This is a genomic window from Oscillatoria sp. FACHB-1406, from assembly GCF_014698145.1.
Lineage (GTDB): Bacteria > Cyanobacteriota > Cyanobacteriia > Cyanobacteriales > Spirulinaceae > FACHB-1406.
Map to the genome: position 1 here is coordinate 473,790 of NZ_JACJSM010000001.1, position 22,513 is coordinate 496,302.

Annotated in this window: 14 protein-coding genes; 5 read left to right on the forward strand and 9 right to left on the reverse strand. The window is 47.0% G+C overall.

Annotated elements, in window-relative coordinates; translation table 11 throughout:
- Positions 1 to 234 precede the first annotated feature (234 nt).
- Both purF and purL read right to left on the reverse strand, forming a co-directional pair.
- Complete coding sequence (gene purF, locus H6G50_RS02065) at positions 235 to 1,725, reverse strand: amidophosphoribosyltransferase (protein ID WP_190712763.1); 1,491 nt, start codon at positions 1,723 to 1,725, stop codon at positions 235 to 237.
- A gap of 252 nt (positions 1,726 to 1,977) precedes the next feature.
- A complete protein-coding gene (gene purL, locus H6G50_RS02070) occupies positions 1,978 to 4,332 on the reverse strand; it encodes a phosphoribosylformylglycinamidine synthase subunit PurL (RefSeq protein WP_190712765.1) in 2,355 nt (784 codons plus the stop codon).
- 229 nt (positions 4,333 to 4,561) lie between these two features.
- Between purL and H6G50_RS02075 the strand changes: the two genes are divergently transcribed.
- From H6G50_RS02075 to H6G50_RS02085, 3 genes are all read left to right on the forward strand, one after another.
- Complete coding sequence (locus H6G50_RS02075) at positions 4,562 to 5,947, forward strand: cytochrome c biogenesis protein (protein ID WP_190712767.1); 1,386 nt, start codon at positions 4,562 to 4,564, stop codon at positions 5,945 to 5,947.
- A 334-nt stretch (positions 5,948 to 6,281) separates the two neighbouring features.
- Positions 6,282 to 7,274 carry a glycosyltransferase gene (locus H6G50_RS02080; protein WP_190712769.1) on the forward strand — a complete coding sequence of 331 codons (993 nt, stop codon included), beginning with the start codon at positions 6,282 to 6,284 and terminating at the stop codon, positions 7,272 to 7,274.
- 95 nt (positions 7,275 to 7,369) lie between these two features.
- Positions 7,370 to 8,038, forward strand: a complete 669-nt coding sequence (locus H6G50_RS02085; RefSeq protein ID WP_190712771.1) for a DUF1345 domain-containing protein — start codon at positions 7,370 to 7,372, stop codon at positions 8,036 to 8,038.
- Here the strand turns inward: H6G50_RS02085 and H6G50_RS02090 are convergent.
- The 3 genes from H6G50_RS02090 to H6G50_RS02100 all read right to left on the reverse strand — a co-directional run bounded on the left by H6G50_RS02090 (position 8,035) and on the right by H6G50_RS02100 (position 11,915).
- Positions 8,035 to 9,078 carry a phage tail protein gene (locus tag H6G50_RS02090; RefSeq protein ID WP_190712773.1) on the reverse strand — a complete coding sequence of 348 codons (1,044 nt, stop codon included), beginning with the start codon at positions 9,076 to 9,078 and terminating at the stop codon, positions 8,035 to 8,037. The genes H6G50_RS02085 and H6G50_RS02090 overlap by 4 nt on opposite strands.
- A gap of 120 nt (positions 9,079 to 9,198) precedes the next feature.
- On the reverse strand, positions 9,199 to 11,502 hold the full coding sequence (locus tag H6G50_RS02095; RefSeq protein WP_190712775.1) for a putative baseplate assembly protein: 2,304 nt from the start codon (positions 11,500 to 11,502) through the stop codon (positions 9,199 to 9,201).
- On the reverse strand, positions 11,499 to 11,915 hold the full coding sequence (locus H6G50_RS02100) for a GPW/gp25 family protein (RefSeq protein ID WP_190712777.1): 417 nt from the start codon (positions 11,913 to 11,915) through the stop codon (positions 11,499 to 11,501). The genes H6G50_RS02095 and H6G50_RS02100 overlap by 4 nt, the downstream gene beginning before the upstream one ends.
- A gap of 395 nt (positions 11,916 to 12,310) precedes the next feature.
- Between H6G50_RS02100 and H6G50_RS02110 the strand changes: the two genes are divergently transcribed.
- Entirely contained in the window at positions 12,311 to 12,898 is a 588-nt protein-coding gene (locus H6G50_RS02110; RefSeq protein ID WP_190712778.1) for a hypothetical protein, read from the forward strand.
- Between the two features lie 55 nt (positions 12,899 to 12,953).
- On the opposite strand, the gene H6G50_RS02115 is transcribed toward H6G50_RS02110, so the two are convergent.
- From H6G50_RS02115 to H6G50_RS02130, 4 genes are all read right to left on the reverse strand, one after another.
- Positions 12,954 to 15,914, reverse strand: a complete 2,961-nt coding sequence (locus H6G50_RS02115; protein ID WP_190712780.1) for a hypothetical protein — start codon at positions 15,912 to 15,914, stop codon at positions 12,954 to 12,956.
- Positions 15,877 to 18,261, reverse strand: a complete 2,385-nt coding sequence (locus tag H6G50_RS24520) for a hypothetical protein (protein ID WP_190712782.1) — start codon at positions 18,259 to 18,261, stop codon at positions 15,877 to 15,879. The genes H6G50_RS02115 and H6G50_RS24520 overlap by 38 nt, the downstream gene beginning before the upstream one ends.
- 51 nt (positions 18,262 to 18,312) lie before the next feature.
- Positions 18,313 to 19,536: a DUF4159 domain-containing protein gene (locus H6G50_RS02125; RefSeq protein ID WP_190712784.1), complete on the reverse strand. Its 1,224-nt coding sequence runs from the start codon at positions 19,534 to 19,536 to the stop codon at positions 18,313 to 18,315.
- Positions 19,537 to 19,736: 200 nt separating this feature from the next.
- Complete coding sequence (locus H6G50_RS02130; protein ID WP_190712786.1) at positions 19,737 to 21,224, reverse strand: pentapeptide repeat-containing protein; 1,488 nt, start codon at positions 21,222 to 21,224, stop codon at positions 19,737 to 19,739.
- A gap of 88 nt (positions 21,225 to 21,312) precedes the next feature.
- On the opposite strand from H6G50_RS02130, the gene H6G50_RS02135 reads away from it, so the two are divergent.
- Positions 21,313 to 22,485, forward strand: a complete 1,173-nt coding sequence (locus tag H6G50_RS02135; protein WP_190712788.1) for an RNA-guided endonuclease TnpB family protein — start codon at positions 21,313 to 21,315, stop codon at positions 22,483 to 22,485.
- Positions 22,486 to 22,513 lie beyond the last annotated feature (28 nt).

Sequence of the window (22,513 nt, forward strand, 5' to 3'; positions counted from 1 at the left end):
AAAGTTGCCCCTATCTTACCTTTATTCAAGAATAGTAGGGGCGAATGGCATTCGCCCCTAAGTCAACAATTCGCCCCTAAGTCAACAATTCCCACCAAGCCCATTTTGTTAATCGCGAGTTATTGACTGGCTCGCCAAAAGGAGGTAATCGTAGCGCGCTTGTAGGATTTGCGTCCGAATAATGCTTGGAGAAATCGTCGCTTTTTTGGGTTTCTGCTGCTAGTTAACTCAGCATTAAACGACAACCTCTTCCAACATTAGCTTAGAGCGTTTGATGCTTTCGGGAACCGCGATCGGATAGTCGCCGGTAAAGCAAGCCGAACAGAAACTATTCGGATCTGCGCCGGTTGCCTCCAGCATTCCGCGCCAGCTTAAATAAGCAAGGGAATCAACGCCGATATGTCGGGCAATTTCCTCAACGGATTTAGTAGCGGCAATAAGTTGATCTTGGCTGTCGGTATCGAGTCCGTAGAAGCAGGGGTGGGTGACGGGCGGCGAGGAAATTTTCATGTGAATTTCCTTAGCCCCAGCATCGCGCAAGGCTTTAACGATTTTGCGGCTGGTGGTTCCGCGCACGATGGAATCATCGACAATTACAATGCGCTTGCCGTTGAGAACATCTTTGAGTGGGTTTAGCTTCATGCGGATGCCGGATTCGCGCATATGTTGGGTGGGTTGAATGAAGGTGCGCCCGACGTAGCGATTTTTAATTAAGCCTTCGGCGTAGGGAATGTGGGAAGTTTGGGAGTAACCGATCGCGGCGGGTACGCCGGAATCCGGTACGCCGATGACGAGATCTGCTTCCGTGGGCGATTCGCTTGCCAGAACCGTACCGAGGCGCAGGCGATAGCTGTAAAGGGTTTCGTCGTTGGCGATGCTATCGGGGCGGGAGAAGTAAATTGCTTCAAAGATGCAAAGCTTGCGTTCGGGTTTGTTCGCCCAGTGGAAGGAGGCGAGTCCTTCTTCGGTAATCCAAACCAGTTCGCCCGGTTCGACATCGCGCAGGTATTCGGCTCCAATAATATCTAAGCCGCAGGTTTCGGAGGCGAGGACGTAGCGTTGGGGGCTGCCTTCGAGAATGCCGAGGACAAGGGGACGCACGCCGTTGGGATCCCGCGCGCCCATTAAGCCTTCGGGCGTGCCGATAACGAGGCTATAGGCTCCTTGACAGAGTTGGAAGGCGCTGATGGCTGCTTCTAACCAGCCTTTGCCACTATCGACTTCGTTACCGATCGCGAGAGCGATCGCTTCGGAGTCGATGGTCGTTTCAAAGCTACAATTGCGTCGGTGCAGTTCTTCGCGCAATTCCATTGCATTGACTAAATTTCCGTTATGTGCTAGCGCCAATGTCCCGGCTCGCGTTTCTACGAGGATGGGTTGAGCGTTGGCAACCCGACTCGAACCTGTCGTTGAATAGCGCGTATGGCCGACGGCTAACCGTCCGGGTAATTCATCGAGAATGGTTTCATTAAAAATCTGCGAAACCAAGCCCATATCTTTATGCAGGTGAACGCGATCGCCATCAAAGGTGGCAATTCCTGCCGATTCCTGACCTCGATGCTGCAAAGCATACAGGCCAAAATACGCGAGCTTGGCAACATCTTCTTCGGGGGCATAAAGTCCAAACACCCCGCAAGCTTCTTCTGGCTTGTCAGGGCGTTCGTTAGCATTGGCGGGCGATTCAGTCGTATGCAAATCGAAGTCAAGGGATTCGTTAGGAATCATAATGGGGGGTTATTCTCCTGGTAGGGCAGTAAACGCGGTCAAAACTGGCTCGGTAGCAGCATAAACAGGTGGGGGACTCAAACGGTTTTTGCCTTCAATCCTTAAGAAATTTTAACATTTCCTTAACTTCATTTACAACGAGAGCCACAAAGCGGATTCCTTTGGATGCGCGTCGTCCCTTAAATCCCCGAAAATACAACGAGCAGTTACACAGTAATCCGTCATCCGTGAAGTGTTGACCGCTCTCTACAACTACATCGCCCCCGCTAAGCGTCTTTCGATCGCTTTGCGCCAGCGATCGCCAGCTTCACATATCTTAACCTTAAGCAATAGTTTTTGCCCAGCCCCCAAAACCTTTAATCCCTCATCTTTTGCAACTACGCGACCGATGGGCTGAAAATCTGCGCCCAACTGCTCGCGGGCGTACCCTTCCCAAACCTCCTTATCCTCTGGTTTCACGGCAACCACAATACGAGCGCCACCTTCACCAAATAGCGCCTCATCCCAGCGCCCCTCGTTCGTGGGTAAAGTGACTTCTGCCCCCAACTCGCCGCCAATGCAGCATTCCGCGATCGCCACCGCCAAGCCGCCTTCCGAGCAGTCGTGAGCGGAACGAACCCATCCTTTGCGAATGCCCTCGCGACAAGCGGCTTGCACCTTCCGTTCCGCTGCAAAATCGACCTTCGGCGGTTGTCCGGCTACAATTGCGTGAATCGCTGCTAAATACTCGCTTCCTCCTAAAGTGGGGGAGGGGGAAACGGGGAGAGGGGGAGATTCTAATAAATAAATCAAGTCGCCTTCTTCCTGCCAAGCCAGCCCGCAAACCTTTGTGACATCCGGGACTAACCCCACCATCCCGATAGTCGGTGTCGGATAAATCGCCTGGGGGCTGCCCTCTGCGTCCAGCGTTTCGTTGTAAAGCGAAACGTTACCGCCCGTCACCGGAGTCCCCAACTCCCGGCAAGCTTCCGCAATTCCGCGACAAGCTTCCGCCAGTTGCCAGTAACCCACCGGCTTTTCGGGGCTGCCGAAGTTGAGGTTATCGGTAATTGCAAGCGGTTCTGCGCCCACGCAACTTAAATTGCGCGCTGCTTCAACTACGGCCGCTTTTGCGCCTTCGTAAGGGTTGAGGTAGACGTGACGCGCGTTGCAATCCGTCGTCGCCGCTACGCCGGTTAAATATTGCGAATTTTGAGGGTTGAACTGCGAATTTTGAATGGCTTCCTGCGGTCTGACTCGAATAACTGCCGCATCCGCACCACCGGGGAGTATTACGGTGTTATTCTGCACTTGATGGTCGTACTGCCGATAAACCCACTGTTTTGAGGCAATGCTGGGCGTTTCGAGCAATTGCAGCAAAATCTCGCTCCAACTGCGATGTTGAGCGTTAATTTCAATTCCTTCGGGAGTGCAAGGCGGTAACGCTGCTGATGTCCAAGCCCAAGCCTTTGCTGCATACTCTGGGGCTTCGCTCAAGAGTTCGCGATGATAAATGGGGGTATTATCGGCGAGGGCAGTGGCGGGAATTTCGGCGGCAATTTCTCCTTGATAGAGGATGCGAACAATCGGTTCCGCGATCGCGCTGCCCGCAACAACTGCTTGCAATCCCCAGCGATGGAATATCTCGATTAACTCTCCTTCCCGCCCCTTTTCGGCAACGAACAGCATTCGTTCTTGCGACTCCGACAGCAAGTATTCATAGGGAACCATCCCCTTTTCCCGCGCCGGAATTTTATCCAAATCCAGTTCGATCCCGATCCCGCCTTTAGCAGCCATTTCTGAAGTCGAACAGGTGATCCCCGCCGCGCCCATATCCTGTGCTGCAACCACTGCCCCCGTTTTGAACGCTTCCAAACAAGCTTCCACCAAGCATTTTTCGAGAAACGGATCCCCGACTTGGACGGCGGGGCGATCGTCCATTGATTGGTCGGTGAGTTCGGCACTTGCAAAACTCGCGCCGCCCATACCATCGCGTCCGGTGGTGGAACCGACATACAGGACGGGGTTGCCAATTCCCGCCGCGCCGGACATTACAATTTCTGGGGTTTCCATCAATCCCAACGCCATAACATTGACCAAAGGATTGCCTGTATAAGCGGGATCGAAGTAAATTTCGCCGCCGACGGTGGGAACGCCGATACAGTTGCCGTAATGGGAGATTCCTTCGATAACTCCGGCAAAAATGCGCCGGGTTCTGGCATCGTCGAGGGAACCGAAACGGAGGGAATTGAGGATGGCGATGGGACGCGCGCCCATTGTGAAGATATCGCGCAGAATGCCGCCGACTCCGGTCGCAGCGCCTTGGAAAGGTTCGATCGCGGACGGGTGATTGTGAGATTCTATTTTGAAGGCGAGGTGCAAACCGTCGCCCAAGTCTACTACGCCAGCATTTTCGCCCGGGCCGATGAGGACGCGATCGCTGGTGGTAGGAAATTGCTTCAGCAGCGGGCGCGAGTTTTTGTAGCAACAGTGTTCCGACCACATTACCCCAAACATTCCCAGTTCTGCCTTATTGGGATGGCGGCCGAGACGTTGGACAATTTCTTGATACTCTTCCGGTTTAATGCCTTCAGCAGCAATTTCTTCAGGAGAGAAGGGGGTAGACATGGTGATTTTCGCGCGAGAACGGATCGAGGTTTATTCTCTATGACTTTTCAGCGTAATTCAACTCTTTGCTCAAATGAGATCGAACCGCTAAGGGCGTTGATGCTATCGTTGACGCGATCGCTGTGGGTTTTGAGGCTAAGCTCGGTACTTCTATTGAGTCTATTGCTCGAGCGAGCTACACTGAACAGGCAACCCCTGTTTAAGCGCCGACCGACCGCCGCACCTCGCAATGACCGCAGACGTTCCCTCCCTCAAACAGCAACTCTCCATCCTTCCCAAACAACTCCTGAAAACGATCGCGGATTTGCGCCTCGCTATCCTCTTATTGCTTGCGATCGCACTTTTCAGCATTATCGGCACTGTCATCGAACAAGGACAATCCGCCGTCTACTACCAAGCCAACTATCCCGAACACCCCGCCCTCTTTGGCTTCCTCACCTGGAAAGTTATCCTTGCCTTTGGATTCGATCGCGTCTACCGTACCTGGTGGTTCCTTTCCCTCCTCGTCCTCTTCGGTAGCAGTCTCACCGCCTGTACCTTCCGGCGACAACTCCCCGCCCTCAAAGCCGCCCGCCGCTGGAAATATTACACCCAAGTGCGACAATTCGAGAAACTCGCCCTCAGCGCCGAACTCGATCGCGGTTCTCTCGACTCCCTCACCCCTTTTCTCCAGCAAAAAAACTATAAAATCTTTCGCGAAGGCAACGCACTCTACGCGCGCAAAGGCATCGTCGGACGCATCGGCCCCATTGTCGTTCACGCCAGTATGCTTCTCGTTCTCATCGGCTCGATTGTCGGTGCAATGACGGGTTTTCTCGCCCAAGAAATGGTTCCTTCCGGCGATAGTTTTAAAATTCAAAATATCATTGATGCAGGCCCCTTAGCCGCCCCGCAAGTTCCTCAAGATTGGGGCGTAAAAGTCAATCGGTTTTGGATCGATTACAGCGCTAAAGGTAACATCGATCAGTTTTATTCTGACTTATCGGTTATCAATAACGACGGTAAAGAACTCAAACGCGAAACCATCCACGTCAACCAACCCCTGCGCTATCGCGGCGTAACCCTTTATCAAACCAGTTGGGGAATTTCCGGAGTAGAAGTCCAAGTTAATAATAGTCCGATTTTCCGCCTGCCAATGGCACCCCTGGATACGAAAGGAAACGGACAACTTTGGGGAACATGGGTTCCCATCAAACCCGATCTGAGTGCCGGAATCTCGCTGCTGACGCGGGATCTACAAGGAACGCTGCTCGTTTACGATGTTGAAGGGCAGTTAGTTGGGGCAGTGCGCGCGGGTTCGTCGATTGAAGTTAACGGCGTGACGCTGAAAGTTCGCCAACTGATTGGCAGTACGGGGTTACAGATTAAGGCAGATCCCGGAATTCCCCTGGTATACGCCGGATTTGGCTTCCTGATGTTAGGCGTAGCGATGAGTTATTTTTCTCACTCGCAAATTTGGGCGTTGCAAGATGGCGATCGCTTCTATCTCGGCGGACGAACCAATCGCGCCCAAGTTGCCTTCGAGCGCGAAATCTTCGATATTTTGGAACGGTTTAACCAGGGGAAGGAAAATAGCGCGATCGAGAGTTCTCCAACTATCTTAGAAGTAAAGTAAGGGTTTGTTGGGGCAGGGAGCAAGTCAAACTTGCGCCGCGATCGCCCTCATCCCCCCGCCCCTAAAATCCCCCTTAATAAGAGGGACTTTGAATCCGGTTCCCCCCTTTTTTAAGGGGGGCTAGGGGGGATCTTCAACCGTCATGCTAGATTCGATCGCTTATGTGTACACCGTAGCCCAAAATTGGGAGAGGGATTTAGGGAGAGGGCGACAAAAGTGACTTGCTTCCATCGGGACAAGTGTTACCTAAAATCTTGATAATTCTAAGATTAAACTTGAAATCCTGTCTCTTCCCCCACTACAAAGATACAAAAAACGCCAAGATTATTTTGAGATGAGGAAACTCTATTTCTTATTACCGGGATTGGGTGGGAAGTTTGCTTGCGGCGGCTTGTGGGCAGAGTTAAAAGCTGTTAACCTCGCGCGGCAAATTTGCCCCGTAGAAGTCGTTACTTATCGCCAGCGAGAAAAAGAAACGCTCTTTCTCGACGATATCCTGAAGCAAGAGAACTTAGCAGACAAAATCTTCGTTTTGAGTTGGGGTTTTGATGTCCCCAAACTCGCCGCAAAATTAAAAAATTATCATCTCATTTATCACGCCCATAGTGCGAACTACGGCTTTACCTTGCCCGCTGAAGTTCCCATCATTACCGTCAGCCGCAATACCCTCGGATATTGGGGACAAAAAGCCCCCCATTCGCTAATTTATTACCTTCCCAATCAAATTTCGGATGAGTTTCGCGATTTAAACTTAGAGCGCGATATTGATGTTTTAGTGCAAGCTCGGAAATCTTCAAGTTATTTATTAAAAGATTTGATTTCGACTTTACAAAAACACTGCAATGTGCAGTTAATCGATTATTACGTGGAAGATTTACCGGGATTATTCAATCGAGCCAAAGTGTATCTTTACGACTCAGCAGAATATTGGGCGTTGCAAGGAGTCAGCGAAGGGTTTGGCTTGCAACCGTTGGAAGCCTTAGCGTGCGGCTGTCAGGTATTTTCTAGCGTGAATGGTGGATTGTCGGATTATTTGGATCCGGGATTCAACTGTTATAAAATTGCTGGATATTCAACGGAGTTCGATCGCGATCGCATCCTTGAAATTCTCAAGCGTCCTGTCCTCCCCGCCATCAACGAGCAGCAACTTGCAGAATATCGCAGCGAAAATATCCTTAAAAAGCTGTTAGTTATATTAGAAGAAATCAATACTTTTTTTGATAAAAAAGAGTCATACACTGACAGAATAGAAAGTTTAACTCCTTTGCGAATTGCCACCTTACGAGCAGCAGCCTTTAAGCAAAAAATAATCAAACGCTTGAGATAAAATTCAATTGAGTGCATAAACAATCTTATCGAACAGTGAGTTTAAAATAAATGGCTAATTTCACCCGTTGTAAACCCTTCAAAGCTTGCTAGATTATGACTCTCAAGTGGTTCGAGCGATTAGATGCAAAACCTCGTTTGCTTCTCTCTATTGCTGTTACGGGATTAGTTTATTTTTTCCTGTCGCACGGATTAACCGCGATCGCGCGTGTTATTATTTCTTGGGATGCGGGCGTTATCGTCTTTTTAGTCTTAGTATGGCTGATGACGAAGGGTGCAACCGCTGCAATGATGCGAAAAAATGCCCAACGCCAAGACGAGAATCGATTGACGATTTTGAGTTTAGTGGTTGCTTCGGCTTGCATTAGTTTGCTCGCGATCGCGTTTTTATTGAAAGGTAGCAAAAATCTTCCCGAATGGCATCTCGAACTGCACGTCGCGCTCGGTGTCATTACGATTGTAGCTTCTTGGTTGCTCGCTCACACGATGTTCGCCCTTCATTACGCCCATCTCTACTACAATAGAGCTAATAATGACTCTCTCCCCGAAGGAGTAGAAGCGCTCGATTTTCCTCAAGAACATCAACCCGATTACTGGGATTTCTTTTACTTTTCCTTTGTTATTGGGATGACGGGACAGGTATCGGATGTTGCGATCGCTTCGCGCCCCATGAGACGATTAGCCTTAATCCAGGGAATTATGAGTTTTTTCTTTAACACGGTAGTATTAGCCCTCACAATTAACCTCGTCGCCGGATTAATCTAATCCCAGTTAGTAGATTGAACTTTTAAGTTGAGTTCATAGGTAGAAAAAGCAGGCTTTTCTCTCTCAATAATTTCTCGAACTAATTGCTCGTCAAATTGAAATGAAGGTGGATAACAAATCTTCACAATAAAGTGATAGGGACGACCTCCCCCTAACATTGAATCCGTACCCATCGAAGCTTTGCCTAAAATGAATCCTTGACTGGACACTTCTTGAATTGAAATTTTCTGTTTTTCTTCCGGTAAATCGGACAAATCTAAGTCGATGTCAAAACTAGCATCCTCTAAATCTAATCCTGTATAAAGGCGTAGATAAAAAAGTAAACCTCGTCGCGTTCCCCGCCAGCGATAAAGTTTAATTGCATTCCGAATGAGACGGCGCTGTTCTTTAATATTCCAGCGTGGATCGAGCGGAAAAGCCACCCAGTATTTCGCTAAAAAAGGAAGCATCGCTCTCGGAGCAGTGAGGGGATCGAGGTAAGCCCACAGTGTATCTAGGGTTTGAATAGTAGGATCGAATGCTTGCTCGAAAAGACTGATTAATCGCCTAACAAAATCGATTTCTCCGTATAACGCTGGCAAATAGTTGATGTAAACAGTGGGAGGGCGAATAACAAGCTTAAAAACCTGGTACGCTACTAACCCTTTTTCACGGGTTTCAACAAAAACCTCAACTTGATAGTCGAGTTTAAGCTTCCAAAGTTCATTTTTTGAATCGGCTCGTTCTTCAAAAAAATTTTCAGGAACTTGAAAAACGAGAGTAAAATAGATTGTCTCTTTCGCCTTAATTTGTTGATAAAAATCTTTTTCCCATTTACACCACAGTGGAGAAAAATCACCTTTGAGATTAACTTTCCAATGGATAGGGGTGTCCCCAGAATTTTCTAATTTCACTAACATTTCAGCGGGTACGCCGGGACGCAATGAAAGATTATTAGAAGCGTTATAGGTCAATTCTCTAGAATTTATTTCAACGGCTTCTAGCGGTCGCATTGAGGAGAGTTTAAAATCAAGGGTAGGTCGAGAAGGCGATGAGGTCATTTTTAATCGATGATAAACAATGACTAGGCGATCGGGAAATGTTTTGAAATTACCATCGCACCCCCGTAAGGGTCAATTTTCGTTTAGTCGGATTTAAATTTCTCTATCGAACGATAAGAGCTAGTCAACAAAATCAACTCTATGACCATACTTATCTTCATTGTGAGGCTCTGCCCAAGAGCAAATTAGTTCGTATTTAGACAACGCTATTTCGGACTCCGGTAGATTCATACAGAGCCAGCCTTGGAGGTGATCGATAATTCGGAAGAGTTTTGCCGAGCGGATGCGGACTTCCGGCACTTTTTGCTGGCACCAGGTAATAATATCGGCTTCGTATAGCGTTCTTCCCCATTCCCATCCTTTCTCTTTAAATCCTCCGACAGTTGGATTGAGAAAGCGATAGAGTTGAGTCAATATCTCTTTTTGAAAATTCTCCCGTTCGAGGAGAGAAGCATAGCGAACTGTTCGGTCTACGATCGCTTCTATTTCAACTTTTACACCGACATAGGTTGGAGTATCAAAAACAACTTGGATCCCTAAAGGTTTGCGATCGCTAATATATAGCTTGAGTTCGGGTTCGATCTTTTTAAGATTAAAATCTTTCGGATGGATGCCGCGAGAATCGAGGTAACTGCGATCGGCATCGGGAACGACGAGTAGGCGCACCATTCCCGGTGTTGTTTGCTCGGAATCGCTAACGCAGCGCGCGCGAGCCACGCCCTTAAATTGCTTAACCACGCGCTGGAAATCCTCTGGAGTGACGGCACACTCGCGAGTCCGCAGCAATTCAGGAATCCGAATAATCGCTTGTTCCAGGGATTCCGCTTCTTCTCCTCTCTCCGCTCCCTTGGGATTGATAACACTTTTCACGTAAGGAATCGCTGACTTCAGAACCGTTAACGTTCCCGCCCGCACATTACCGCGCTCTCCGCCACCAGAGCGATACTTGGTCATGTAAATTTCGGCTTCCGGAGGCGGCACTTTCCCGTACTGCCAGGAAGATACGGGAATATTATTGAGATCTAACTCGGTCAGAGGGGCGGGATCGACCAAATGAACGGGCTTTCCGGTAGAACGCCGCACTAAATTTCCTCCTCCTTGGGTCATCCGACGCTCGCGAGTCAGTTGTTTTAGCTGTCCCGGTTCGCGAACCAAAGGACCGAACTGAACCGTTCCCGATAGTGAATCGATCGTATAGTGCGGATCGTCGGGACCGGAGTTGGCGAAATTAGCAACCTCTTGCCAAGCTTCTTCTTGTTCGAGTTCTTGACTGAGGAGTTGCACGGCAATATGTTCGTCAACTTCCCGCATCAGAACGGGTTGACTCTTCAGTTCAAAGGTTTGACCGGGTTTACCGTTACTGATACCGAGTAGTTCTCTGACAATTTCGATACACTCGGTTGCATCTACCGAACCGCCAATGGCGCGAACAGACAAACCGGTAATTCTCGGCGAACTAATATAACAACTTTGTCGTTCTCCTGAGACTCGTCGATAAACACAACGCAACCAATGCCCGGTATATTGGGTATCGAGGTTCGTTTTCGGCCAGTTTTGCGGAAGATGCAAGATAGCATCCGCCCCATCGGTTAAAGAATTAGCGCCTTGCCAGCCGTCCTTACTATCAAAATTAAATCCTTTGGTGCGATCGTCTTCTTTATGGCGGAGAATGTCAGACTGCCATTCTCGACCGTTCCACGCTTCCCACTGTAGTGGAGGATTGTCGGGATTAATTCCCGTTCCAGTGGCGGGTTGACCTTTAAACGTCACAGCCAAGACATTCCCCGCTAGCGATTCTCGCTCGTCTCGATCTTCGAGAACGAGATAGAAGCAGTCGTAGAGCGCAGATTGCTCGAAAAGTTCGACCTCGCCGATATCGTCCCACTGACGATTTTGTTCGTGCTGCAAGTTAACGAAGGGATTGCGGAGGGTGTAAGGTCGATCCTTTTGGGGAGCGTCCTCTAGCCTGTCTTCTGGTTGAATTTGAGAGGTGAGGAAATGTTTGATTTGAGGATTGCCGACGAATAGTTCTCGATCGGTGGTAAAAATAATGGCTTCGTCGGTTTCCGTGCGCGTGGTAGCCACTTCAGTCCTAATCGGAATCCGAACCGGGTTGGGTTGGGCGGCGGTTAAATAAAAGGTGAGTTCGGTTTGGGCGGCGTTAGGAGGACTCAGGCGAATGCCCAATAATTCTAAAAAAACAATATAGTTTCGGAGGGGAACTTGATTGAACCGCAAGAGCATTTGGTCGGTCAGCCATGCGAACAGTTCAATTAGAGTAATTCCGGGATCGCCGGGGTTGTGATTCGTCCATTCGGGACAGTATCGAGGAATCCGAAGCAAGCATTCTTCGAGTAAGTCTTCAAAGGTGCGATCGTCGAGGTTAGGTTTATCGAGTTTGGGTAAAAAGTTATACTCTCTCATGGGGATAAATTTTCTTGGGGCATGAGATAGAAGGGATAGACCAAACTGCGGCTGTCCGGGCTATTTTTGGGGCGGTATTGAATATGAATCCCTACAACCCCTCGAATGGGATCTGGATCTGTCCGCACTTGCTCTAAAATAATTCGAGGTTCCCACATTTCCAAGGCTTCTTCGACATAAAGGCGAATCATGAGAAGGGTTTGGATGTTTAAGGGTTCAAAAACCAGTTCGGAAAGACGGCAGCCAAAGTTGGGTCGGTAAACGCGCTCCCCCAAACTGGTTCGCAGAATAATAATAATCGATTCGTCGAGGTTTTGTCCGCTGTCGCTGAGTTGGAGGCTTCCTTGGACGCTGATGCGAAGGGGAAAAGCAACTCCAGCACCGATATAGTCAGATGGGGTATTTTGGGGCATATTTCCGTTCTGTAGGTTCGATCGCTCGAAAATAACTGGGCGAGCTTTGGATTCGGTAAGTTAAGAAAGCAGTTGTCGAGAAAATTGGCTTAGAAATGACAGTTTGAAGGATTAAAATACTTGAAAAAAGCCATCCTTTTGGAATGTGCGATAATGCTAGCAGGCAAAAAGCCGATCGCTGCGGTTTATCGGGGACTTTCGCTTCTGTGCTGTTTCTGATGAGGGAGAGCGGGTGGTGTACGGTTAGTATACAACAAGGCTTTAGCCGAACGCATTCAACGCAAGGGACTCAAAATATCTGACCTGTTAAAGTGATGGATCGTCTAAAAAGTTCGCAATTTCTCAATGCTTTTGATAACCAAATGAATCATTTGATGAATTTGGGAAGTGAAAGAATGGAGCAACAGTCGATCGATCTGATTATCGTGGTGGCCGATGCGATCGCAGCCCTCGAAAAGGAGTGCGATCGCCTCCAAGAACAGATTAATAGCGATTTAGCCCCGACAGCGGAAGCGGTGGCACGAGAGAGCGAGTTACAAGGGGTTAGGGAGGAACTAATCCGAATCGTCCAACAATGTCAAGGAATTTCTCGTCCTTCTCCTTCCCTTAAAGAGTTGAAAGTTTCTTTAGGGAATTGGCGACAGCGTTTTTTGGAGGTGTTTGGCGCGATCGTGTTGGCGAAAACGCGAGAGGAAGCAAGACAGCAACGCAATTTGCTCTCGACGCAACTGAAGCTGACGCAGGAACGAGTTCTCAATAGCACTTTGGACAATAGCGTTAAACTCGAATACCTCAAAGAGTTATTGAGTTTGGAAGATCGCCTGCAACCGATGAGTGGGTTTCAAGGGGAAATGAATCAATTGACTCAGCTTAAGCGAGAGTTAGAACGGGTGTGGGAGGGATTGAAGGGAATTGAGAGTCGCTTGGGGCTAAAAGGTCTACCGATGGAAATACGAGGCTTTACCGACGATGATAAAGATTAAATGAATTAAATTAAAGTTTAAAAATGTTTCGCTCCGAAACGAAAAGAACAAAAACTCAGTTCGCTACCGGAGGTTTCTCTAAAGGCTCTAGCTTAGAAGGTTCTGCGGTTGATGGCGATCGCCGCTCCCCTTCAGATTTTTCCGAGGGTGACGATTGGCTCGGAACAGAACGATTGGGATCGTAAGTTTGGATGGACAGGGGAAACTTAGCTAACACGCCAAATTGATTGCTAACTTGCAAGATCAAATTTTGCTGCATAACTTCGGGTGATAGTGTCAAGCGATAAGAGTCGCTTAAACCGAATTCTCCTGCAAACGGGAGTAATTCTACCTTCGTTCCTTCACTTCCTGGTCCTTTTACCACCCAAGAAATATCGAAAATTACGGGAAGACCGAATTGAATGGGGTAAAGGCTCGAGGAATTGGGGAGAACCGGCTGGTCGTTAACTTTTACCTCCATTGTATAAGGAGCTTTGTTAACTTTAACCGTGCCGCTATTCTGGCTTAATGTGCCTGTTTTTCCGTCCGCACTCTGAGTTTCCAGAACCAGTTGAAAGGAGTATTCTCCTTGCGGTAATATCCCAGTTGGCACATTTTTACACTTCATCGATTCGCCCGGTTGGCGAGGAAACTCGCAGAATTGACGAAGATCGTTAGGATATTGATATCTTTTTAGATCGACGGATTTTCCGTCCGCAGAAATAGCTTTAATTGTTAAAGATTGAAGGTTTTTCGGGTTCCCAATCTCCCAACTCAAAAGCGAGGAACTATTTGGAGAAGCTCCGCTAGCTTGACTCACTCCTAAAGATGAGATTTTGAAAGGAGGTTCGGGCTTAGGGATGATTTTTAGCGGATTGAGCGATTCGAGAGTATCGAGCGTTTTTTCGTTTTTCGATAGCTCGATTTTGAATTGATAGTCTTCAGCAGCTAAGGCAATACTATTAATTTGAACTTGACAAACTAAATTTTTTGGGCTAGATAAACTACAGTCAAGATTGGGAGGTTGAAGCGAGTTTTGTGCTTCTAAGATTGGAGAAATTGAGAGCGTTTTACTAGCTTTTTGCTCTTCAACTTTGTAGTTGTACTTGTAAGCATTATTTTTACGATCTGTCAAGAGGACTTGAAGGGTTGAAAGCGGCTTTAGTTTGTCGATATTGAAGATATCCCAAGTAGCGATAATGACCTCTTTAGTCGCCTGCTGGTAAACCGAGCGATTGAAAAATAAATTTTGTAGGATTTTTTTCGGATTAGCGATTTCGATAATGTCAGTCTTTTTTGCGTCGGCAATTTTGCGATCGCTTCTTTTTCTAAATCCTAACAGCGATCGGCGTTCTATCGGAAAAAGTTCGAGTCGAAAATTATACTTGCCTGCTTTCTCGATCGTCGTCGAAAGATCGCAACTCAGAAGTTCGCGACGAGGGGAGATACATTGAAGTTTTTCGACTTTCTCCCGACTCTCGACACGCTCTACTTGCTCTGCATTATCTTTCCCTAAAGCGATGCTTTGAGAAGGCAGTTTTTCCGAAATAGATTGACTGCTAGCAGACGTTTTGCGGGTATAACTTTGAGGAATTGCAGCGTTAAATACATAGGTTGCTTTACTCGCTTCTTGACCTTCTCCATCGATCGCCGTAACCTGTAACTGACTCAGTTGGCTCAAACGCTCGATTTCCCAATGGAGTTGTACGGGAGTATTTTCGTCTTCTTGAAATTTTTGAGAACTTTTTCCTTCGCTACTGTAAGGATAAATTTTGGAAATTTTAGGAAGAGGAGGAAGATATAAGAGCTTCCAAAGCAGTATGCCAAAACCTAATAAAATTAGAAAGATTATTAAACTGATGACCCAAAGAGGGCGTGCTTTCCAAATTAAGCGACCCGGCGGTAAGGATGGCGCAACTCGAGGCGGTTTATTAGTTTTAGCTAAGATGAAAGAATTCGCATTTTCGAGTTCCACATCAAACGGAATTTCCCATCCTTTCCCCCAAAAAGGGCGAAGCCAAGATTTCCAGCGGCGCAGTCGAGCGACTAAAACAACAGTAGCTTTTGTTCCAGGCGAAGTTTGAAGGGGGCAAGGTGCAAAAGTATAAGTAAACATTGAGGCTAAATCCTTAGCTCGCATTAGGATTTCTCTCTCGATATTGCCCTCGTTAGAGATTTGAATAACAAATTCAGCCTGATTAGAAAAACGTCGGTGCTTTTGTGGAATCGTTTGAACGAGCGGTGACATCTCGACTTCAAGACTGTCATCCGGTTCGATTTGTAAATAAATGATATCCAGCATAACTGCATCGCTTTTATTATTAGAAATTAAGCGAAGAGTCGGGTTATAAATTCCTGCTGGGGTATAGCGAGGGGGAGACAGATAAAGTAGCAGTTTTCCAGTTTGCCCGGGATTAAGTTCTAAACCTTGAGTTTCTCGGACTAAACCCGGTATATCGAGATCGCTTTCTGGATATTTGATAGCGTACCAATGCTTATCTAAGTCCGGACAAGTTAAATAAAATCGATCGGTGCGATCGGATAAATTTCTTACTGTAACCGTTACTTCTAATCGCTCGCCAGAGTTTAAAAGATGGGGGTTGCTCGCATTTGTAGCGGGTTGTACGATGAATTCAGATTGATTGAAACCTGTGAGATCTTCCTGAATTTGGAAAACTCGAAGTTGCTGGGAACGACGAAAAGGAGGAGAATCGGGGTAATGAAGGGGCGCTTTAATTAATATTTCGTAGTTGTAAGTAATGGCTTCTGCGTAAGCGGGGACATCGAATATTAATGTGACATTTCCCGTCTTTCCAGCTTCTAACTCTAAAGAAGGGGGATCGAAGGTAGACCATTTTTCTAAGGGCTTAGATTGTAAGTCTAAACTAGAAATCCATAGGTTAATATTTGCTTTTGTTTTACCTAAGTTTTCAATGATATACTGTCGTTTTTTTCTTTCCCCTAGTTTGGCTCTTTGACTTTCTATAGAAAGCTCTTTCTCATCTAAAAATAGTGGATTTTGAGTAGCACTCTGCATTGTCTTTCATTAATTCTCTACGATTTAACCGAACTCGACCATCTTCTGCCCCGCTCGTCGCAAAAATATAATGATTATCGGATTTAAGATCGACGGTGTTAAACTTTGAGTCAGGTACGCGATCGAGCAAGATTCCTACTTTATTGAGCCGCTGACCTTGGAGGTTAAGAGGCCATAATATAACTCTACCATCGTCTCCGGCGCTAACTAGATAGCAGGCGTTAGAGGTTAAAGCAACGGAGCGAACGGCTGCTCCTTGATGTCCGTCATTCCAACGCTCTACAACAGCAGAACTGCATTGAACTGATAGCGGTGAGATAATTCCACCATCAGCATAGATATTTGATTTGCGAGACCCCAAATTAGGGTCTTGTTCCTCGATACACTGAAATAAGCGCTCGGAATTCCAGAGCGTTATTGTTCCGCTATTATCGGCGACTGCTAAAATTTCTTTTTGACTATTATTTTGAGCCACTGCTAACGCTTCAATATAGTTTTCTTGACCCTGAATCTGTCTAAACGGAAATCGTTTTTCTTCTGAATATGAATTGTCTACAATTTGATAAAGTCTAAGTTTTTTAAGGAATCTGTTGCGCTCATTATTGACGTTGATAAATAAAAGAAATAATTGATTGTATCGCCCAGCCAAAAAAATCACTTTGAGATTGTTAGGAAAATTTATATTACTGAAGGCTAAAGATGTTATCGTTCTTTCGAGATTGACAATCGTTTGAGGCTGTGGGGTTGTCTGGAATAAGTCCCACTGATACAGAAAACCGCTTCCATGAACGCTAAAAAGGTGCTGAAAGTCATCGCTAAAGGTAATATCAAAGAGGCGATCGCTTCTTTTTTTCCCCGTTGTATCGGTTAATGTTAATCGTTTTTCCGGAAAATCGGATGAGGATAACATATCCCAAAGTTGAATTTCTCCATTTTCTAATCCAACGGCAAATAAATCTTGCTTTCTAGCCTGTCCGGGTTGTTCTCGAACAACTTGTATCGCTTTATCGTTGGTTTCTCCTTTTTTACCTTGACTGATGAGACGATTGCGAAAGAGGCTGAATAATTGCGTTTTATCAACTTGCCAGCGACGCAAAGTTTTATCGCTAGAGCCGCTGAGAACGGTGCTAGCATCGCGATTAAAGCGAACTGAATTTACTGAGGCAGTATGATAAGATTGGAAGGGTAAACCCCATTGCCATGCGCTAAAAAGGAGGAGGAGAAGTGCTAGCAATCCGACTCCAAGCTGCAAAACAAAGGGAATTATTGGTTGAATTTGTAATTCAAAGATTCTGCTGTTCGGGCGAACTGGAATTATTTGACTATTCTGTTCGGAGTTCGGTTCTGATAAGCAAGGTCTGACTTCAAAGTTTAACTTTTTTCCAGCACCCAACCAAGGACGATTTTTGCGAGCGATTAAGTCGGTTTCACCTTGTTTTCCCGATAGTAGCGTTAAGGGTTCGGGAAAATCCAAACCGCATTTCTTGCGCTCTTGTGCTGCAATATCGAGATGGACTTGGCGATCGAGATTACTCGAATTGATAAATTCTAAAGTATAGATAGCCGTATTTGCTCTTCGTTGGCGCTCTGTTGATTTTTTGTGTTGGGGAATGCTTTGCTGGGGGCGATCGCAGTTAAATTCTACCTCCCCTTGGGGCAATATTTCTAAGGTTCCCTGTTCTTTCGCTGGATATTGATTCTCAGTTCTAGCTTCGACCAGAAAATCATAGGTTTTACTGGTGGTGAAGGGGCTGCGGGGCGGCGTACAGCGAAATATTTTTTCGACGTTTTCACCTGGATCGAGCGAGAAAGTTTGAGTGGTACTTTCTTCAAGCCATTCACTTTTTAGTTTTGAAATTTTAAGGTTGATTAATGTCGATTGAGAGCTAAGATTATATGCAAAAACAATAATATTAATTGCATCTCCTGGGTAGGTTTTTAGATTTTTAAGCGGCACATAAATTCTAAGCGGAATGCAAGGTTTTTCAATGGTTAAGCGAAGGTTTTCAGTGGCAAATAAACTCGGCACTTCTATAGAAAAAGCTTTGAGAGTCAGGTCAATGGTTGTATCGTAAGCGGGAATGGGTGCTTTGATAATATAAATATCAAATTCCGTTACATCTCCCGGTGGCTTTTTAGCGCTCACTTCCGGCTCGACTTTATACCATTCTACATTTGAACTTGGGTCTATTCCTGCTGTTGTCAGTTCCAAATGAAAGCTGGCAAATTCGCGACTTCCATTTTTAATTTTTACTGTTAATTTATTCCGATCGCTAGAGTCATTTGGAAGGTCTGGCGTGAGCTTAAGCTCTTTTTTGGAGACGTTAACCTGAATCGAATTATTCACTCTGATTCTCCTTTTGGAGCGAGTCTGCCTAACCTCGCTCTGACTAATGTTTTAGCTAAGTAATTGACGTAATTCTCGTCGCTTCCAAGCAAAGTGAAGAAGATTAATCCCAAACTCTTGGGCTGTCCGAATTTCGCTGCGGGGAAGCGATAAACGTTCGTCTAATCCCCAAGCGGCGGAGAGTTCGCCTTTAAGCAGGATAATGCCATCTCTGTACCAAACTTCGATCGCGCCTTGTTCGAGTTGAGGGAGGGCGGCAAACAGGAAAGGATGATTGCGGATCGGATGATCTCGCGGAAGTTGGGTTTGCCAACTCGGTGCTTGGGATTGCGTTCGTCCGTCATACAGCAGAACTAAATAGTCGGGAGGCGGGCAATCGCTCGGAATTTCCACTAGAATAACTCCTCCAGCATTCAAGTAATACCTCAAACAATGAATTTGCTGCATTGCGAGATTAGAATCCAAGCTGGGCGGAAGATAAAGAATATCGTATTGTTTGAGTTGTTCTAGGAAGCTATAACTAGCATCAATATCAAGTTCTACTCGAGCGATCGCGTCGTCCCCGACTAAATTAGGATAAAGTACCGCTACCGATCGCATCAAGCAAGCCCAATTTTCATTGTAAATTTCGCTCCCGCTCGCATTCACCGTTCCCACGCGCACGATTCCTTGAGGATGAAGTTGGGCGCGCAGGCGATAGCGCAAATCTAACTGGTTGACTTCAGGATCTAAAACATCGCTGGGCGCAACAACAGAATTCGCTCCCTGACTCCAGCGAACCCGACACAATTCCAGTTCTCCCGGATTCGTTAACTCGGTTTTTTGATCGATGCGAAAATATTCCCGAACAACCGCACTCTCCCGAGGAGCATTTAATTCTTCCGGATCTCGATAGCTAATTAATAAATAAGCGGGCGGCGGATTCTCCACCGAAGCTTTGGGAACCCGAATAAAAAACGTAATCGGTTCGGAAACAATAATCGGATTTCCTTCCCAATCTACGGCAACACCCGGTTGAATTTCCACCCAACAATCCGAACGCGACTCGCGAATGACATCGGCGGGAATCGGAATCGGTTTAACCCCTAATCCGTAAATGATGCCCGGTTGATGGAGCGCTTGGTAATGCAGATTCTGGCGCTGGCGCAGATATTTATGAGCGACATTCCACAGTTCTGCGGTAATCATCAGACTGTCGTAAACCTGCAATCGCTCTAAGGGACGCAGTTTTTGTTCTGGATCGATCGACGGCGGCGGGAAAAAGGAATGATTCATTGCAGGTTTGGGTAAGCTGCCACGCATTTAAATCGCGCTCTGGGGGACGCTTTTTTCAGTCATCCGTTAGGGAAAGACGAATTACCAATTAAAACAATTACGAATTACGAGAGCGTGGAAAGGTTTCTCTTGCCCAATCTACGTCAGTTTTAGCTTGAATTTTGAGAATTAATGCACCTTCCCAACCCAAATATTACAGATTAATTGTGCTTTTGTACCGTCGAATCGGGCGATCTTTGCTCGCTACAAGCGAATAAGCTCCCATCGGGCATTGTTGTATCGCACAACAGGGCTTTTTGAAGATTTGTTTCAGTTACCGTAGCACCGCTAAGATTCGCATTGGCGAGATCCGTTTCGGTGAAGTCAACTTCGCTGAGATTCGCGCCTTGAAGATTTGCCCCCCTCAAATTCGCCTTACTAAGATTGACTCCTTGCAAATTAGCACCACTGAGATCGATCGCGGTTAAATTAATTTCACTGAGATCGAGATTGCTTAAATTCGCCCCCCTCAAATTGGCATTATTCAACAGCGTTTCTCTCAAAGGCGTACTGGTAAGATTAGCTTCCCGGAGATCCGCGCCTTCCAGACTTGCCCCTCTCAGGTTACTACCGCTCAGATTCGCTCGCCGCAAATCCGCACCTTTCAAACTAGCATTCTCTAAATCGCTTCTACGCAAATCCGCCTCGGTTAGCACGGCGCGCTCTAAATTACTCTCGCTAAGATTTGCCATTATCAGCGTTGCCGCGTTCAAAATCGTATTTTGCAAGTTCGTTCCCTGCAAATCCGCGCGGTTGAAGTCGATCCCGCTTAAATTCAGCCCGTTAAGGCGGGTATTTTGCAAGTTAGAACCTTCGAGGCGAGCTTCGCTGAGGTTAATTCCGTCGATCGCGACATCGAGTAAGAAAGCGTCTTCGAGGTTGGCTTTGCTAAGATTGGTATCGCGCAGAATCGCTCCCTTAAGATTCGCGCCGATCAGATTGGCTTCTTGAAGATCCGCCCTCTCCAGATTGGCATTATTGAGTTGAGATTGACGAAGATCGGCTTGAGTGAGGTTCGCGCCTCGCAGATCCGCCAGAGAAAGGGAAGCGTTCTGAAGATTGACTCCTCGCAAATTGGCATTTTGTAACCGAGTATTGGCGAGGTTTGCCCCTTCTAGATTGGCTCCTTCCAAGTTAAAATTGCTGAGGTCAATTTGACTGAGATTCGCCCCGGCTAAGTCGCTGCCGTTTAAATTCTCGGTGGGGATGGGGACGCGATTGACGATCGCCCAAACGGTGTACCATTTTTTATCGAATAGGGTTTTGTCGTCGATAATTGCGTCTTTAAGGTTTGCGCCTTGGAGTCGTGCGTTACGCAGATCCGCGCCGCGTAAGTCGGCTTCGCGCAAATCTGCGCCGACGAGGTTAGCTTCTCGCAGGTAAGCTTCCCGAAGATTTGCTCTTCGGAGGTTGCCGCGTTCGAGGTTAGCATCCCGCAGGTTCGCACCTTGCAGGTAAGTGCGTTCGAGGTTAGCATCTTGCAAATCGCAGCCCGGACAGATGCGCTTTTCTTTCAACTCTCGGAGGGGTTCTGGCTCTTGGGTTTGGCTGGGAATGCCGAGGGAGGGGAGGGGACGGGGCAGGGGCAGAGGGAGTTGAGCGAGGGTCGCGATCGCGGCGAAATTCAGCACTAGGAGGTTAAGATTCATCGAAAAATTGGGTAGAAACCCCGTCCTTCTAGGACGGCTCGATCTTAAAAGTTTAACGCCATCACAGAACTGACGCTATAATGTGAGGATGGATAAAGCCTATCGCTACCGTTTCTATCCTACCACCGAGCAAGAATCACTCTTGCGACGGACAATGGGCTGTGTACGGCTCGTCTACAACAAGGCTTTGGCTGCTCGCACACAAAGCTGGTACGAACGACACGAGAGAATTGACTACGTTCAGACTTCCTCGATGTTGACAAATTGGAAACAACAGGAAGAGTTGGATTTCCTCAACGAGGTTAGTTGCGTTCCACTTCAACAGGGATTGAGGCATCTGCAAAAGGCTTTTACTAATTTCTTTGCCGGACGCGCTCAATATCCCAAATTCAAAAAAAAGCATCACGGCGGTAGCGCTGAATTCACGAAGTCGGCTTTCCGATGGAAAGATGGACAAGTGTTTTTGGCTAAATGCTCTGTTCCATTGCCGATTCGCTGGTCTAGGCAGATACCTACGGGTTGCACTCCGTCTACCATCACTGTCAAATTGACCCCTAGCGGTCGTTGGTACATTTCTTTGTTAGTAGATGACCCGACTATCAAGCCACTCCCCAAGACCGATAAACAAATCGGATTGGATTTTGGGGTGACGAGCTTGATTGCTACTAGCGATGGGGACAAGATTGCTAACCCCAAACACTTTAAACGACTTTACAAGAAGTTGAAACGCCTTCAAAAGGCACTGTCTCGGAAACAGAAGGGGAGCAACAATAGATACAAAGCAAGGTTGAAGGTGGCTAAAGTCCACGCGCAGATAACCGATGCTAGGACAGATTTCTTGCACAAGCTGACGACTCAACTGGTACGTGAAAACCAAACGATTGTGGTTGAGGACTTAGCGATTAAAAATATGGTCAAAAACCACAAGTTGGCGAATGCAATTAGCGATGCCTCTTGGGGGGAGTTGACCCGACAGCTTGCCTATAAATGCCAGTGGTATGGTCGAGAACTGGTAAAGATTGACCGCTACTTCCCTAGCTCTAAAAGGTGTGGGAACTGTGGGCATATAGTGGACAAGATGCCGTTGAATGTCAGGGAGTGGGAATGTCCTGAATGTGGGACTCAACATGACCGGGATATCAACGCATCGAAAAATATTTTGGCGGCAGGGCTTGCCGTGTCAGTCTGTGGAGCGACCGTAAGACCAGAGCGGAGTAAATCTGTGAAGGCTGGTGCTATGAAGCAGAAACCTAGATCGTAGCGTCCTCGTTTTTGAGGTCTCCTCAAAA

Excerpts from the sequence above, each read along its gene's own strand:
- H6G50_RS02115 (WP_190712780.1), bottom strand. The coding sequence starts at position 15,914 with ATGCAGAGTGCTACTCAAAATCCACTATTTTTAGATGAGAAAGAGCTT.
- H6G50_RS02080 (WP_190712769.1), top strand. The coding sequence starts at position 6,282 with ATGAGGAAACTCTATTTCTTATTACCGGGATTGGGTGGGAAGTTTGCT.
- H6G50_RS02125 (WP_190712784.1), bottom strand. The coding sequence starts at position 19,536 with ATGAATCATTCCTTTTTCCCGCCGCCGTCGATCGATCCAGAACAAAAA.
- H6G50_RS02135 (WP_190712788.1), top strand. The coding sequence starts at position 21,313 with ATGGATAAAGCCTATCGCTACCGTTTCTATCCTACCACCGAGCAAGAA.
- H6G50_RS02095 (WP_190712775.1), bottom strand. The coding sequence starts at position 11,502 with ATGAGAGAGTATAACTTTTTACCCAAACTCGATAAACCTAACCTCGAC.
- H6G50_RS02100 (WP_190712777.1), bottom strand. The coding sequence starts at position 11,915 with ATGCCCCAAAATACCCCATCTGACTATATCGGTGCTGGAGTTGCTTTT.
- purF (WP_190712763.1), bottom strand. The coding sequence starts at position 1,725 with ATGATTCCTAACGAATCCCTTGACTTCGATTTGCATACGACTGAATCG.
- H6G50_RS02130 (WP_190712786.1), bottom strand. The coding sequence starts at position 21,224 with ATGAATCTTAACCTCCTAGTGCTGAATTTCGCCGCGATCGCGACCCTC.
- H6G50_RS02110 (WP_190712778.1), top strand. The coding sequence starts at position 12,311 with ATGGAGCAACAGTCGATCGATCTGATTATCGTGGTGGCCGATGCGATC.
- H6G50_RS02085 (WP_190712771.1), top strand. The coding sequence starts at position 7,370 with ATGACTCTCAAGTGGTTCGAGCGATTAGATGCAAAACCTCGTTTGCTT.
- H6G50_RS02090 (WP_190712773.1), bottom strand. The coding sequence starts at position 9,078 with ATGACCTCATCGCCTTCTCGACCTACCCTTGATTTTAAACTCTCCTCA.
- H6G50_RS02075 (WP_190712767.1), top strand. The coding sequence starts at position 4,562 with ATGACCGCAGACGTTCCCTCCCTCAAACAGCAACTCTCCATCCTTCCC.
- purL (WP_190712765.1), bottom strand. The coding sequence starts at position 4,332 with ATGTCTACCCCCTTCTCTCCTGAAGAAATTGCTGCTGAAGGCATTAAA.